This is a genomic window from Azospirillum sp. UENF 312511 (genome assembly GCF_058780635.1).
Genome location: NZ_JBSNCG010000004.1, coordinates 563,007 through 578,013, shown reverse-complemented (window position 1 = coordinate 578,013; position 15,007 = coordinate 563,007). Strand labels below are relative to the sequence as shown.

Below are 15,007 nucleotides of genomic sequence, written 5' to 3'. Positions count from 1 at the left end.
AATGCGCGTAATCGCAGCGTTTGCCGCGGCGGCCACTCTGGCCGCCGCGTTTCCGTCCCATGCCACCGACGTCTACACCTTCGAAGGATTCGGGGCCGTGTCCATGGGCATGGGCGGCACCGGGGCGGCGTCCGACATCGGCGGCGCCGCCATGATCTTCAACCCGGCGACCCTGACGCAGCGCTCCTCCTCCTACCTGGAGGGCGGGCTGGTGGTTGCCGCCCCGACCGGGCTGCGCGCCACCCAGACGCAAACCGGCGAGGTGGCGCACGGGAAGGACACCTTCCCTTTCCAGGGCTACTACATCCCCCAGGGCGGCTTCGTCTGGCGGCATGAGGCTCTCGCCCTCGGGCTTGGCGCCTACGCCCAGGGCGGTTTCGGCACCGAGTACGGCGAGGGCAGCTTCATGGCCCGCCTGCCGTCCGGCGTCGACAGCGGGCTGCGCACCGGCAGCGAGGCGATGTTCATGCGCGTCCCGCTGGCCGCCGCCTGGGACGTGACGCCGAAGGTCACGGTGGCGGGCGCCATCGACTATGTGCGGGCAGGGCTCGGCTTCCGCGTCCTTCAGGGGGCCGACCAACTCGGCGCGCTCGCCGCCACCGGGCGGCTGACCGGACAGGGGCCGATGCTGGGCGCGGCCAGCGCCATGGTCGGGATGGGCGGCGGCGTCTATTTCGACATCTTCGACCCGTCGATCGCCCGTGCCGGCGTGGAGGGCGACGGCGTCAGCGGCCGGCTCGGCCTGACCTGGAAGCCGCAGGCCGACACCACCATCGGCGCCTTCTACCAGTTCCGCACGGCGCTCAACAACCTGACCGGCGACGGCTCGGTGATCGTGCTGGCGCCGGACGGGTCGCGGCTGACCCAACCCGCGAAATACACGCTGGGCAATTTCCAGCTCCCCGCCGAGTTCGGCATCGGCGTCAGCCACCGGCTGCGGCCCGACCTGACCGTCGCCTTCGACTACCGGCGCGCCTTCTGGGCGCAGGCGCTGCGCCAGTACAACATCCGTGTCGACGTGCCGGGCCTCGGCACGGTGTGGGAGACGCTGCCGCAGCGCTACCGCGACATCAACATCTTCGCCGTCGGCGGTGCCTACCAAGTGACCGACGCGCTGACCCTGCGCGCCGGCTTCCGCTGGGCCGACAAGATCGCCCCAGCGCAGGACATCGTCTCGGTCATCCCGGTGGTCATCACCAAGCACGCCAGCGTCGGCGTCGGCTACGCCTTCTCCGAAACGCTGCGGCTGGACGGTGCCTATTCCCACGGCTTCCAGGAATGCGTAAGCAACAGCACGCCGCCCAACGGCTCCGCCGTCAATCCGGGGAAGTTCTGCAACGGCACCGACATCGTGGCGCTGAGCCTCAGCGCCTCGTTCTGACGGTCTTTCATGACAAGAACGGCGCCGGCCATGCCCTGAGGCCGGCGCCCCTTTCCTCACTCCGCCTGCCAGACCACCCGGCCGGGGTTGGCGCGGAAGTCCATGTGGATCTGCATGGCGAAATCCACATGGACGGTGGCGCTGCCATCCGGCCCGGCCGCGAAGCCGAAGTCCGAGATGACCTGATGGCTGGCGTAGTCGGCCACCCGCAGCGTCCAGTCGCCCCGCATCGGCCAGGCGCCGCGGAAGCGGTCTACGTGCATCGGGCAGTCAATCAGCGCCTGATAGCAGGCCAGCTCGCTGTCCGGGGCGTCGCGGAACTGCTTCAGGTTGATGACCGGCACCGTGCCGGCCAGCAGAGATTCCACCGCCTTGACGGCGACCTCCACCCCCTCGACCAGGCCGCCGGGGCGCAGCAGGGCCTTCAGCGCGTCGCCAAGGTCGGCGGCGAGATCCTCAAGGCTCCGCCACGCCGAGCCGGGGGTCCACGGCCCGCCCTCCACGGTCAGCAGGGGAGCGAACACGCCCTCGCAGTCGGAGGACAGGGTACGGAACAGCGTCGTCTCGCAGACGAAGCGCGGGGCCTCGGCCCCCTCCTCCGGCAGCGTGATGCGGCCGAGCGACTTGGCGAAGCCCCAACCCTCGCGCCCGCAGACCAGCGGAATGGTCGCGTCCGGGAAGACGTAGGGCATCCATAGCACCAGCCGCGGCCACTGGCCGGGCCGATGCTCGATCAGCGGCAGCCACAGCGAGGCCTCCCGATAGGGAATCCAGCCGAACGGCTCGGTCGGGCTGGTGCAGCGCCCCACCGACAGGAAGGTGCACAGCGCCACCGGCCCGGCCACCGTGTAGCGCACCGCCCCGGCGGGCGCCGCGTTCAGCAGCTTGTCGACCAGCGCCTGGGTGTTCTTCGGGTTGCTGCGCACGACAAAGGCGGTGGCGAGGCTGTCGGTGAAGACGCCGGGTGCGGCGATTGACACCTCGCCGTGCCCGGCGAAGGAGACGTAGCGGGGGGCGGTCACGACGGGGCCCCGTTCAGGAAGTTCTCACCGGAGATGAACAGCGGTGTCCCGGAGATGGCCCGCGCCGCCTGCATGCCGGACATCACCGTCGCCTCGATGCAGGAAGTGTTGAAGCCGGTGCGGACCCAGCAGCCGGCCAGGAACAGGTTGTAGAACCCGCTCGCGTCGGTGCGCAGCCGGAACTTGGTGGAGCCGGCGGCGCTGCCCGGCAGCGTTTCGGTGGGATCGACGTTGGCGCGGATGATCTGGTGCGACAGCCGCTCCCGCCCGGTGCCGTTCCACGGATCGTAGAGGACGTTCCAGTTGAAGCCGACGCCGCCCTGGCCGGAGACCGTCGCCTTGGGCCAGAAATTGCCCATATAGGCGTCCAGCCACTCCGCCGCGCTGTTCGTCACATTGTCCAGCGCCTCCTTCGGCACCGCGAGGTCGGTGGTCGGACGGGCGACCAGACCGGTCTGCCAGACGCCGCAGATGTAATGCACCGACTTTGGCGTTTCAGACTGGGGCGCACCGGTCCCGCCGGGGCGGAACTCGTAGGGCAGCGTCTGCCCCATCTCCGCCCAGATCGACCAGGGCTCCGGCCCGGCGACGGCGGCCGGCTGGCCCGGCTCCCAGCCCAGCCCCTGGAGGTCGGGGCCGCACCACAGCTGCATCGACAGCGTCGGGATGATGCCGATGTTGCTGGTCATCGCGTTGAAGGCCGGCGAGGCCGCCTGCAGCTCCGCCGCCAGGGTCGGCTGGTCGTTCATCGCCTTGAAGCCGCCCATGGAGATGCCGAGGACGGCCACGTCGAAGTCGCGGCCGCGCTGCAGCGTCTCCGACCCGACCGGCTCCCACGCGCACCAGTGCGATTCCAGCGAGGAGTTGTTGGTGGCAAGCGCCGCCTGGACCTTGTCGGCGTCCTTGATCTGGTCCCACAGCGGCTCCAGCGGCCAAGCCAGCAGGAACTTCTTGTCCTCCAGCGGCACGGTGATCAGCGGCTGGTAGTCGTCCCCGCCGTCGGCCAGATCGACCTGCCGGGCGAGACGCACCGTCTCGACCAGCGCGCGGTCGTCGGACAGTCCGATGTCCTCGACGCGGCGGAAGAACTTCACCTTCACGCCGTTCTGCAGCAGGGTCTGGTAGATGGGCGCGATGATGACCTCGCCCATGCCCGCTTCCATGTTCCACATCACCGATTCGCGGCAGGTGGCGAACATGCGCACGCAGGACTGCGCCGCGACTCCGGCGCCCCAGTTGGGCTGACGGTAGTCGCCCTCCTTGTACTGCATGAAGGTGTCGTAGCAGGTGCGCAGCGAGCAGCTCTGCTTCAGCGCCGCGGCGTCGCCGCCGTGGCGGATCAGCCAGTCGGTGAATTCAAGCTCGTCCAGCGAGTTGGCGGTGCGCTTCTCGATCCCGAAATCGGCGATGATGCCGACGGTGAAGGGAAGCACGAAGGCCAGCAGGTCGCGGGCCACATGGTTGCTGGGCAGGGTGGCCGCCGCGGCCTCGATCAGCCGCAGCAGCTTCATCAGGTCGTGGAAATGCTCGACCGGCGGAGCCGCCGAAGGGTTGGACCCAGGCCCATTTTGCGCCCCGTCCGCCAGCGCCCGGATCAGCCGGTGGGCGGCGATGGCGGCGTCCTTCGCGGTGGTCACGGCGGCGCCCTTCACCAGCGCCTCGGCCTGCGCCAGATGGCGGACCTCCCGGTCCTTCCAGCCGCGGATCGCGTCGGCGAAGCGGGTGGCCAGCGGTGCCGGAAGGACCTGCTGGTCGGCCGGCAGGACGGGCATCGGCGCGACGGTGCGGCCGTCGATGTGGACCAGCTTGCCGTCGACGATCAGGCCGCTCAGCTCGTCCCAGTTCTCGAACACGTCGCGCACCACGCCGACCAGCGACGCGATGGCCTGCGGCAGGGTCGGCATGACGTTGGCCGAGCCCGGTTCGCCGCCCAGCACCGGCCAGGTCAGCGGCCAGTAGGCCGGCTTGCCGCCGTCCAGCACCATGCCGATGGGGGTGAAGCGCTGCGGCTTCAGCACGTCCCGCCAGGACTGGAAGGTGTTGTCCGGCGAGCGCTTCCAGACGTCGAAGACGTCCTGGATCATCTTGAAGGCGTTGTTGTAGAAGCCGAACCAGACATGCAGGCCATGCTCCTGAATACGGTTCCACTGGTCGCGTCCGGTGGCGCCCTTGCCGCCCAGCCGCCAGCCCATCTGATAGATGGTGACGTCGTAGCGCGCCCGCTTCTCGTCCGTGTCGGACAGGAAATGCGCCGTGGTGAGGGCGCCGACGCCACCACCCAGAATTGCAACCCTCGTCTTCGCCATGCTCTCCCCCCGCAGATCCGGCATCTCCGTGACGGCGCCGCGGAATTCCGCGGCACTCGTCAGAAATTGCGGGGGAGATTAGCATAAATTGTCTTACCGCAATTGAACTATTACGCCGTTTCGCCGATGCTACAGGTCTATGATCCGTGCGATCGCCAAGCAAAAATCGTGCAAAGCCCCGGCTGCTACGCCCTGCGCTTGCTCCACCGTGGCGCGACCTTCTATAACTGTCGGCGCAACCACGCGACATAAGGATGCTGCGTCGTGATCGGGGCCATCCCCACCGCAACCGTGCCGGCGTTACCGGGCTTCCGCGTTGTCGAGACGCTGCATGTGGGGGCGCGCTCCACCGTGCTGCGCGCCGTCCGGCGCGACGACGGCCTGCCCGTCATCTGCAAATTCCTGTCCGGAGCGGACATCGGCGGCGAGGACAAGGCGGCGTTCCTGCGCGAATTCGCGATCACCCGCCGGCTGCGCCACGCCGGGATCGTGGAGGCGCTGGACTGCGTGCCCCATGGCAACGGGCTGATGATGGTGTTCCGCGACATCGGCGGCACCGCCCTGGACAGCCTCCCGGACGTCCGGACGGAGGATGTGGCGGTCTTCCTGCGGATGGCGCTCCAGGCCGTCGATGCTCTGGCCGCCGTGCACGACGCCGGGGTCGTCCACAAGGACATCAGCCCCGGCAACCTGATCTGGAATCCGGCGACCGGCCAGTTCAACCTGATCGACTTCGGCATCGCGTCGGAGCTGTCGCGGGAAGAGGCGGGCGACCCGGACGTCGGCACCATGGAGGGTACGCTCGCCTACATGGCGCCGGAGCAGACCGGCCGCATGAACCGGTCGGTGGATTACCGCGCCGACTTCTACGCGCTGGGCGCCACCTTCCACGACGTCCTGACCGGCCAGCCCCCCTTCCCGTCCGGCGATCCGCTGGAGCTGGTGCATTGCCACATCGCGCGGACGCCCGTTCCGGCGCACAAGCTCAACCCGCTGGTGCCCGAGCCGCTGGCCGCCATCGTGGCCCGGCTGATGGCGAAGAACCCGGAGGAGCGCTACCAGAGCACCTTCGGCCTGCGCGCCGACCTCGAACGCTGCCTGACCGAATGGCGCAGCCACGGCCGCATCCAGCCCTTCGCGCTGGCCGGCCGGGACGTCCGTCCGGTGCTGCGCATCCCGCAGAAGCTCTACGGCCGCACCGGCCAGTTCCGCGTGCTTCTCGACGCCTTCGGGCGGGCCGCCGCGGGCGGGTTCGAGGCCCTGCTGATCTCCGGCTATTCGGGTGTGGGCAAATCGGCGCTGGTCCGGGAACTGCACAAGCCGGTGATCGCCCGCCACGGCTTCTTCATCACCGGCAAGTTCGAGCCGCTGAAGCGCGACATCCCCTACGCGCCGGTGATCGAGGCCTTCAAGACCCTGGTGCGGCAGACCTTCGCCACCGGCCCGGAGTCGCTGGCGCTGTGGCGCGCCCGCCTTCTCGCCGCGCTCGGTCCCAACGGGCGGATCATCACCGACGTCATTCCCCACGTCGAGCGGCTGATCGGTCCCCAGCCGCCGCTGCCGGAGCTGGGTCCGGTGGAGGCGCACGAGCGCTTCATCTACGTCTTCCGCAATTTCGTCCGCGTCTTCGCCGGGGCGGGGCACCCGCTGGTGCTGTTCCTGGACGACCTGCAATGGGCCGACCTCGCCACGCTGAAACTTCTGGAGGGGCTGGCCGGCGATCCGGACCTCGGCCACTTCCTGCTGGTCGGCACCTGCCGCGACACCGAGGTCGATGCCGCCCACCCGCTGCGCCACACGATCCAGACCTTCGGCGAGCGCGGCGTTCCCGTCCGCGACGTCTCTCTCGGCGGGCTCGACGCCGACGCGGTGGTGGCCCTGCTGTCCGACACGCTGCACGCGGCCCCCGACGACGTGCGCCCCCTGGCCGAACGGCTGATCGCCAACACGCTGGGCAACCCCTTCTTCCTCGGGCAATTCCTGGAGTCGCTGGAGCAGAGCGGGCTGATCGCCTATGACGGCCTCGCCGGGGTGTGGAACTGGAACCTGGAGGCCATCGAGTCCCAGCGGATGGAGCGGATGGTCGACGACGTCGTCACCTTCGTGGTCCGCCGCATCCGCGAGCTGCCCGCCGAGACGCTGACCGTCATCCAGACCGCCGCCTGCATCGGCAGTGCCTTCGATCTCGCCACCCTGGCCGACGCGAGCCGGCGGACCTCCGCGGCGGCGGCGGCGGCGCTGTGGCCGGCCCTGCGCAGCGGGCTGGTGGTCCCGGTGGGCGACGCCTACCGCTACGCCGACATGGACAGCGTGTCGCCGCGCGCCACCTACCGTTTCGTCCACGACCGGGTGCAGCAGGCGGCCTACAGCATGCTGCCGGACGCCGACGCCCTGGCCTGTCATCTCGCCGTCGGCCTCGTCCTGGAACGAAGCCAGGGCCTGACGGGCGATCGGACGACCGATCGGCTGTTCGCGATCACCAACCAGCTGAACCGCGCCCTGCCCCTGCTGTCGCCGGAGCAGAAGGAGCGGCTGGCCCGTTACAACCTTCTGGCCGGGCAGGCGGCGCGCGCCTCGGCGGCGCTGGGGCCGGCCTTCGACTATCTCATCACCGGCGTCGGGCTGCTCCCCGCGGACGGTTGGTCGCGCCTGTACGAGCTGGCGCTCAGCCTGCACGCCGAAGCGGCGGAGATCGCGGCGGTGAACGGCGACGTCGCCGCGGCGACGCCGCTGGCCGAGGCCATCGAGGCCAACGCCCACACCGTCCTCGACCGTGCCCTGGCCTACGAGACGCAAATCCAGATGCACGTGTCGCGGCAGAACCTGCCGGCGGCGCTCGGTGCCTGCCGCACCGCCCTGGGCCAGCTCGGCAGCCCGATCCCCGAGCGGGCGGACACCCGGCATGTGCTCAAGGAACTCGCCACGACCAAGCTGGCGCTGCGCGGCAAGGGCGAGGAGGATCTCGTCAACCGCCCGCCCCTCACCGACCCGCGCCTGCTGACGATCGGGCGCATCGTGTCGCGCGTGCTGGCCAGCGCCTATCTGCACGACACCAACCTCTACACGGTGCTGCTGCTGCGCATGGTCCGGCTGTCGGCGACCGAGGGAATCCTGCCGGCCTCCGGCATCACCTACGCCACCTATGGGCTGCTGCACTGCGCGATGCTCGGCGACGTCCCGGCGGGCGCCATGTACGGGCGGGTGGCGCTGCGCGTGCTCGACCGGCTGAACGCCAACCAGGGCCGCGCCCAGACGCTGTTCGTCGTCCATCTGTTCATTGAGGTGTGGCACCAGCCGGTGGCCAAATCACTGGCCGGCCTTCTCGACGCCCACCGGATCGGCCTGGAGACCGGCGACATCGAGTACGCCGCCTATTGCCTGAACAACGCGGTCGCGCAAGGGCTGTTTCTCGGTCATCCGCTGCGGCAGCTCCAGCAGACCGCGGCGGGCCACGCTGCCGCCATCGCGCGTCTGAACCAGCAGACCGCGGCGGGCGTGTTGCGGCCCCACCAGCAGCTCATCGCCAATCTGCTCGGCGAGTCCGAAGACCCCACCGTCTTCGCCGGCCCCCACGTCACGGAAGCAAGCGACGTCCCGGCCCTGGCCGCCAGCGGCAACCGCCTTGCCCTGGACACGATGCACAGCCATCTGGCCTATCTGAACCTGCTGTTCGGCCGGATCGACGAGGCGCGGCGCTGCATGGCGAAGCGCCGTCCCTTCGCCGACGCCTCCATGGGCATGGTGATGAACCTGCGCATGCGGGTGGTCGCCGCCCTGATCGACTTCGCCGCCTGGGACCGCCTCCGCCCCGCCGAGCGGCTGCGGGCGCGGGCCGCGGCGCTCGGGCTGGAGCGCCGGCTCCGCAGCGCGGTCCGCCACGCGCCGACCAATTTCCGTCACCTGCTGGCGCTCGTGGTGGCCGAGCGGCTGCGCGCCACCGGGCGGCTGGACAAGGCGCACCGTCATTACCAGACCGCCGCGGAGAGCGCCCGCGAACAGGGCTTCACCCACGACGAGGCTTTCGCCTGCGAGCGGGCCGGCGAGGCCGCGTTGGCGCGCGGCGACCGTTTCACGGCGAAGGCGATGCTGTTCCAGGCCCGCCACGCCTACCGGCGCTGGGACGCGCTGGCGAAGGTCCGGGCGCTGGACGCCCGGCTGGCCGAGCTGTTCGGCGAGACAGCGGCGGACCAGAGGCCCGCCGACGACGGCTTCCCGCCGCAACGCCCGGTCACCGCCTCGTCGCGGCGGCGCTCCTCCTCCGGATCCAGCTCCCACATGGTGGATGTGGAGACGGTCATCCGCACCTCGCAGGCGCTGGCGCAGGACATCCGCCTGGGCGACCTGCTGTGGACGCTGATGAAGCTGGTCATCACCAACGCCGGGGCGACGCGGGGCTGCCTGCTCCTGCCGACCGACGGCGCGTGGCGGATCGAGGCCGACGCCACGAGCGAGGGCGCCGACGCGGAGGTCCTGCAATCCCGCCCGCTCGACGACGCGGCGCCGGTCCTGGTGCGTGGCGTCGTCGATGCGGTCATCCAGACCGGGGAGCCGGTGGTTCTGGCCGACGCCGCGAACGACGGCGATTTCCAGTACGACCCCTACACGCGGATGGCGCAGCCGCGCTCCGTGCTGTGCCTGCCCTTGCGCAACCGCAACCAGATGGTCGGCATCCTCTATCTGGAGAACAACCTCGCCGCCGACATCTTCAGCCCGGAGCGGCTGGAGCTGCTCAACCTCCTGTCGGTGCAGATCGCCATCTCCATCGAGAACGCCCGCCTCTACGACGGGCTGGAGCGGCTGAACCGCACGCTGGAAGCCCAGGTGGCCGAGCGGACGCGCGAGGTGGCCGAGCAATCGCAGCTGCTGCGCGCCACGCTGGCCAGCATGTACGACGGCCTGGCGGCCTTCGACGCCGAGGAGCGGCTGCGCGTCTGGAACGAGCGCGCCATGGCGCTCTTCAGCCTGCCGGACACGCTGCGCCGGGTCGGCGTTCCTTATCGGGAGCTGAGCGCCGCGGTGAACGCGTCCGGGCAGCTTCTGACAGCGCTGGTGCCCTCGCCCCTGGTCAGCAGCCCCAGCGAGATCGAGTTCGCCGACGGCCGGGTCATCCAGGTCCGCAGCAATCCCATGCCGGACGGCGGCATGGTGCAGGTCTATGTGGATGTGACGGTGGACCGCAGCCGCGAAAGCGAGCTGCGCGACGCCCACGAGCAGCTCCACGCCGCCCATGCCCAGCTCAAGGCCGCCCAGCAGCAGCTCGTCCAGGCGGAGAAGATGGCCTCGCTGGGGCAGCTCGTCGCCGGGGTGGCGCACGAGATCAACACACCCATCGGCATCGTGATGACCAGCGCCTCCTATCTCGGCGAGAAGATCAGCGCGCTCGAAACGCTGTCCGACACCGGCAAGATGCGCCGGGCCGACTTCCAGGACTTCATGCAGGCCGCGCGCGACGCCGCTACCTTGATGATCAGCAACGCCACCCGCGCGGCGGACCTTGTGCAGAGCTTCAAGCAGGTCGCCTCGGACCAGACGCGCAGCGACCGCCGCCGGTTCGACCTGCGCGGCTATCTGGAGGAGGTTCTGGTCAGCCTGCGCCCGACCTGGCACCGCCCCGGCCACGAGGTGCGGCTGGAGTGCCCCAAGGGCATCGAGCTGGACAGCTACCCCGGCGTGATCGCGCAGATCGTGACGAATCTCATCACCAACTCGGTCAACCACGCCTACCGGGAGGGCGAGAAGGGCCGGATCGCCATCACGGCGCAGACGCTGGAGAACGACGGGGTGCGGCTGGTCTATCAGGACGACGGCTGCGGCATCCCGGCGGAGAACCACGGCAAGGTGTTCGAGCCCTTCTTCACGACGCGGCGGGGCACCGGCTCGACCGGGCTCGGCCTGCACATCGTCTTCAACCTGATCACCGGCCAGCTCGGCGGCACCATCCAGTTGGACAGCCAGCCCGGCGAGGGGACGCGATTCACCGTCGAGTTCCCCTGCCGTGCCCCCGGAAAAACGCCGCCGAGCTGAGATGGCGAGCGGTTACTCCGTCTCAGGGTGGCGCTTCTCGAACTCCCAGACGCGCTCGAAGCCCATCAGGCGGGTGAAGTCGAGGAAGGGGTAAAGCTCTCCCCGATACTCGGCGCTCGACCCCTTGGCGAGGATTTCGCCGTAGGCGCTGCGCAGCGCCGCGGCCATCGCCAGGAAGCCGGTCGCCGGGAAGATGGCGATGCGGTAGCCGAGCTCCTCCAGCTGCGCCCCGGTCATCACCGGCGTGCGGCCGCCCTCGACCATGTTGGCGATCAGCGGCTTGCCGATGGTCCGGCAGATCCGCTCCATCTCCGCCTCGCTCTCCGGGCTTTCCACGAAGATGATGTCCGCGCCGGCCTCGGCGTAGGCGTCGGCGCGGCGCAGCGCCTCGTCGAGGCCGAGCGTCGTGCGGGCGTCGGTGCGGGCGATGATCAGGAAGTCGCTCGACGACCGCGCCTCGCAGGCGACGCGGATCTTGCGCACCATGTCGGCCATGGCAATGACCCGGCGGCCCGGCGTGTGGCCGCACTTCTTCGGGAATTCCTGGTCTTCGAGCTGGATGGCGGCGGCCCCGGCCTCCTCATAGCCGCGGATGGTGAAATCGACGTTCAGCAGCCCGCCATAGCCGGTGTCGCCGTCGGCGATCAGCGGCGTCGCGGTGCCGCGCGCGATGGCCCGCACCCGGCCGACCATGTCGCTGAAGGTGGCGAGCCCGGCGTCCGGCAGGCCGAGATGGCTGGCGACGGTGCCGTAGCCGGTCATGTACAGCGCGTCGAATCCCATGCCGTCCGCCACCTTGGCCGAGATCATGTCGAACACGCCGGGGGCCGAGATCAGGCCCGGCTGCGACAGGCGCTGTTTGAGGGAAATGGTCATGTTGTTGGAATCTCCGGAAGTCTTTACGAGGCCCGCCGGTGCATGCGCCGGTCGATGTGCAGCAGGCCGGCGCTGATGAGCACGGCGGTGGTGGCGAGGATCAGCACCACGGCCATCATGGTGCGCACGTCGTGCCCGCCGATGGCGTTCATGACGAGGTAGCCGAGGCCGCGCTGCGAGGCGAACATCTCGCCGATCAGCACGCCCAGAAGGGTCAACGAAAAGCCCACCCGCAGGCCGGACACGAGCTCCGGCAGGGCGGCGGGCAGGATGATGGTGGAGACGAGCTGGGGCGGCGACAGGCGCATCACCCGCGCGCTGCGCAGCATCACCGGCGGGATGGTGCGGACCGCGTTCATCGTGAAGATGATCACCGGGATGATGCCGTGGATCGTCCCGAAGGCCACCTTGGCCGACAGGCCCAGCCCGAAGGCCAGCAGGATCACCGGGTAGAGCGTGATCTTGGGCAGCGAATAAAGCGACACCAGGATCGGCTCCGCCACCTCCCCGGCCAGCCGGTTGATGCCGAGAGCGATGCCGATGGTCAGCCCGCCGAACACCGCCAGCAGCAGCGAATAGAGCAGCGCCACACCGGTCTCCGCGACGTGCGGCCAGAAGGTGGCGGAGCCCAGCAACTCCACCGCGCGGGCCAGCGTGTCGGCGGGCGAGGTCAGGGCGACGCTGCCGACGATCCAGTGCAGGACCTGCCACAGGGCCACCAGCGCGACGATGACGAGAAGCGTATCGGTCTTTTTGTGCATGGCCGTCAGCGCCTCCGCCGCTGCATGATCCGGCGCTCCCAGGTGAAGAGCACAGCGTTGAGCACCGTCACCAGGACGATGATGAACAGCATCAGCGCGTACATCCGCGAATTGTCGAAGTTGTTGAAGGCATAGGCGATGCTGTAGCCGATGCCCGAGGAGGACATGATGAACTCCGCCGCGATGACGCCGATGAAGCAGTAGGCGATGGCCAGCTTCGCCCCGGTGAACAGGAAGGGTGCCGCGCTGGGCAGCTTGACCATCAGCGCCGTGCGCACCGGGTCCATGCCGTGGACGCGCGCGGTCTTCAGCAGGACGCGCGGAATTCGATCGAGTCCGTTCAGCGTGTTGATCAGCATCGCCACCACGCCGAACAGCGTGCCGATCACCACGATGGGCGCCGCCCCCAGCCCGAAGATGACGATGAGCACCGGGTAGAAGACGAAGAAGGGCACCGCGTAGTAGGTCGCCAGGAAGGGGTCGAGCGCCCGGCGCACCCGCGGCATGGCGTGGATCGCCACGCCGGCGACGAAGCCGAGCAGGATCGAGGCGATCACCGCCATCGCGACGTTGCCCAGCGTCTCGCCGATGTCGGCGCTGGCCGCCCCCGAGGCGAGAAGGCGGTAGAGATCGCCGGCCATGACGCTGGGCGCCGGCAGGACCGTCTTGGCGATGACGCCGGCCCGGCACAGCACCTCCAGCAGAAGGACGGCGCCGCCCACCACGATCAGCCGGAGCCAGCCCGCCCAGCTCACGATCCACCCCCGGCGAGGCCGGCCGCCTTCAGGCTCTCCTCGCGCAGCAGGCGCCACAGCCGGGCGGTGATCTGGCCGAAGCCGTCCTCGCTGGCGATGCGGGAATCGCGCTCGCGCGGCCAGCCGGTCTCGATCTCCTCGATGATCCGTCCGGGCCGGGACGACATGACGCCGATGCGGTCCGACAGCATGGCCGCCTCGTCCAGCGCGTGGGTGATCAGCATCACCGTGGCGCCGGTCTCGCGCCACAGCTTCAACAGTTCGTCGCCCATGATCAGGCGGGTCTGGGCGTCGAGCGCGCCGAACGGCTCGTCCAGCAGGATCAGGCGCGGGCGCATCACCAGCGTGCGCGCGATGCAGACGCGCTGGCGCATGCCGCCGGACAGCTGCACCGGATAGGCCTTGGCGAAGTCCTTCAGCCCGACGAAGCCGACGGCGTAGGTGACCCGCCGTTCGATCTCCGCCGGATCGACGCCCGCCCGGCGCAGGCCGAAGGCGATGTTGTCCCACACGGTCAGCCAGGGGAAAGTGGCGTCCTCCTGGAACACCACCCCGACGCCGTCCGGGACCTTGCCGGCCACCGGCTTGCCTTCGAAGCTCACCGACCCCTCGGTCGGCACGGACAGGCCGGACAGCACGTCGAGCAGCGTGGACTTGCCGCAACCCGACGGCCCGACGACGGAGAAGAACTCCCCCTGCCGCAAGGTCAGGTCGACGGGGCCCAGCGCGTGCACCCCGCCGTGGCCGGGAACGCCGTAGATGCGGCTCACCCCCTTCAGTTCGGCGTGGACGGCCGGAGCGGGGTTGGCCCCCGCCTCCTCGTGCAGGTCGCGCTTGGCGGCGACGTTGGCTTTCATCGGGGGCTTCCTCCCGGTCATCGTGATGCGTCAGGCGGATGTTCTTCGGAGCGGTTATTTCAGAAACGAGGCGTCAGAGTGCTTCGACCAGTCGACCCCGCCCTTGACCTCGCCGATGATCTGCAACCCCTTGATCAGGTTGTTCATCCCGTCATATTCGAAGTCACCGGCGCTCCAGTATTTGATGGTCGCCAGATTCTTCAGCGCCTGCAGCGCCACCGCCTCGTCGATGTCGTAGTATTTGGTCATGATCTTGGCGGTCTCTTCAGGGTTGGCGTAGACGAAGTCCACCCCCTTGCGCCGCGCCTCGATCAGCTTCCTCAGCTTGTCGCCGTTCTTCGCGGCGAAGTCCGAGGTGGTGACGCCCACGGTCTGCACCATGGTCGGCAGCTCGGTTTCGACCGCAAAGACCATGCGGTACTTGTTCTGCACGCGCGCCCAGATCGGGTCCATCACCGGGGCGGCGGCCACCGCGCCCTGTTCCAGCATGGTCAGACCGCCGCCGATGCCGCCCGCCGACACGCCGTCCACGGTGATGCCGTGCTTGTCCTTCACCATGGTCAGCAGCATGTCGGTGACCGACTTCGGGCTGGTGAAGGCGACCTTCTTGCCGTCCAGGTCCTTGGCGGTCTTGACCGGGGAGTCCGGCTTGGTCACCCACAGGATCTCGCCCGCCGTGCGGACGCCGGTGTGGATGATCTTCACGTCCAGACCCTGGTTGATCGCCGCCACCGCCGCCGACAGGGCGACCTCGCCGTAGGGCATCGGCGCCGCCATGACGTTGCGCATGGTCGTGCCGCCGCCCTTGGAGGTCAGGACGCCGGTGATGTCCAGCCCCTGGTCCTTGTAATAGCCCTTCTCCATGGCGACGGCGTAGGGCGCGCCGTACATCAGGACGCCCCAGTGGGTGACCGTGATCTCCTCGGCCTGCGCCGGGACCGCCGGGACCAGGGTGGCGAGCGCCACTCCCATGGCCGCCGCCCCCAATGCCGCCTTGCGCTTCATCGTGGTCATGAACGACATCG

General features: G+C 69.4%; 9 protein-coding genes. 2 read left to right on the top strand and 7 right to left on the bottom strand.

The genetic code is table 11. From position 1 onward, the window contains the following. The first annotated feature begins 1 nt into the window (after position 1). Positions 2 to 1,381 carry an OmpP1/FadL family transporter gene (locus tag ACWPN7_RS27970; protein ID WP_459196330.1) on the top strand — a complete coding sequence of 460 codons (1,380 nt, stop codon included), beginning with the start codon at positions 2 to 4 and terminating at the stop codon, positions 1,379 to 1,381. A 56-nt stretch (positions 1,382 to 1,437) separates the two neighbouring features. On the opposite strand, the gene ACWPN7_RS27965 is transcribed toward ACWPN7_RS27970, so the two are convergent. Both ACWPN7_RS27965 and ACWPN7_RS27960 read right to left on the bottom strand, forming a co-directional pair. Then, positions 1,438 to 2,403, bottom strand: coding sequence for an acetoacetate decarboxylase family protein (locus tag ACWPN7_RS27965; protein ID WP_459196329.1), 966 nt, complete (start codon positions 2,401 to 2,403; stop codon positions 1,438 to 1,440). Then, positions 2,400 to 4,709, bottom strand: coding sequence for an NAD(P)-binding protein (locus ACWPN7_RS27960; protein WP_492273526.1), 2,310 nt, complete (start codon positions 4,707 to 4,709; stop codon positions 2,400 to 2,402). Before ACWPN7_RS27960 ends, ACWPN7_RS27965 begins: the two co-directional genes overlap by 4 nt. Before the next feature lie 264 nt (positions 4,710 to 4,973). Between ACWPN7_RS27960 and ACWPN7_RS27955 the strand changes: the two genes are divergently transcribed. After that, on the top strand, positions 4,974 to 10,733 hold the full coding sequence (locus ACWPN7_RS27955; protein WP_459196327.1) for a trifunctional serine/threonine-protein kinase/ATP-binding protein/sensor histidine kinase: 5,760 nt from the start codon (positions 4,974 to 4,976) through the stop codon (positions 10,731 to 10,733). Positions 10,734 to 10,745: 12 nt separating this feature from the next. On the opposite strand, the gene ACWPN7_RS27950 is transcribed toward ACWPN7_RS27955, so the two are convergent. Genes ACWPN7_RS27950 through ACWPN7_RS27930 form a run of 5 tightly spaced genes read right to left on the bottom strand, consistent with a single transcriptional unit; the run spans position 10,746 to position 15,005 of the window. Next, positions 10,746 to 11,609, bottom strand: coding sequence for an isocitrate lyase/PEP mutase family protein (locus tag ACWPN7_RS27950; protein WP_459196326.1), 864 nt, complete (start codon positions 11,607 to 11,609; stop codon positions 10,746 to 10,748). Between the two features lie 23 nt (positions 11,610 to 11,632). Then, positions 11,633 to 12,370, bottom strand: a complete 738-nt coding sequence (locus ACWPN7_RS27945) for an ABC transporter permease (RefSeq protein ID WP_051658663.1) — start codon at positions 12,368 to 12,370, stop codon at positions 11,633 to 11,635. 5 nt (positions 12,371 to 12,375) lie between these two features. Further along, positions 12,376 to 13,125, bottom strand: coding sequence for an ABC transporter permease (locus ACWPN7_RS27940; protein WP_349619405.1), 750 nt, complete (start codon positions 13,123 to 13,125; stop codon positions 12,376 to 12,378). Continuing rightward, positions 13,122 to 13,982 (bottom strand): ABC transporter ATP-binding protein, encoded by an 861-nt coding sequence (locus ACWPN7_RS27935; RefSeq protein WP_014199178.1) that lies wholly within the window; start codon positions 13,980 to 13,982, stop codon positions 13,122 to 13,124. The genes ACWPN7_RS27940 and ACWPN7_RS27935 overlap by 4 nt, the downstream gene beginning before the upstream one ends. A gap of 54 nt (positions 13,983 to 14,036) precedes the next feature. Next, a complete protein-coding gene (locus ACWPN7_RS27930; protein ID WP_459196325.1) occupies positions 14,037 to 15,005 on the bottom strand; it encodes an ABC transporter substrate-binding protein in 969 nt (322 codons plus the stop codon). Positions 15,006 to 15,007 lie beyond the last annotated feature (2 nt).

Excerpts from the sequence above, each read along its gene's own strand:
- ACWPN7_RS27970 (WP_459196330.1), top strand. The coding sequence starts at position 2 with ATGCGCGTAATCGCAGCGTTTGCCGCGGCGGCCACTCTGGCCGCCGCG.
- ACWPN7_RS27960 (WP_492273526.1), bottom strand. The coding sequence starts at position 4,709 with ATGGCGAAGACGAGGGTTGCAATTCTGGGTGGTGGCGTCGGCGCCCTC.
- ACWPN7_RS27950 (WP_459196326.1), bottom strand. The coding sequence starts at position 11,609 with ATGACCATTTCCCTCAAACAGCGCCTGTCGCAGCCGGGCCTGATCTCG.
- ACWPN7_RS27945 (WP_051658663.1), bottom strand. The coding sequence starts at position 12,370 with ATGCACAAAAAGACCGATACGCTTCTCGTCATCGTCGCGCTGGTGGCC.
- ACWPN7_RS27935 (WP_014199178.1), bottom strand. The coding sequence starts at position 13,982 with ATGAAAGCCAACGTCGCCGCCAAGCGCGACCTGCACGAGGAGGCGGGG.
- ACWPN7_RS27930 (WP_459196325.1), bottom strand. The coding sequence starts at position 15,005 with ATGTCGTTCATGACCACGATGAAGCGCAAGGCGGCATTGGGGGCGGCG.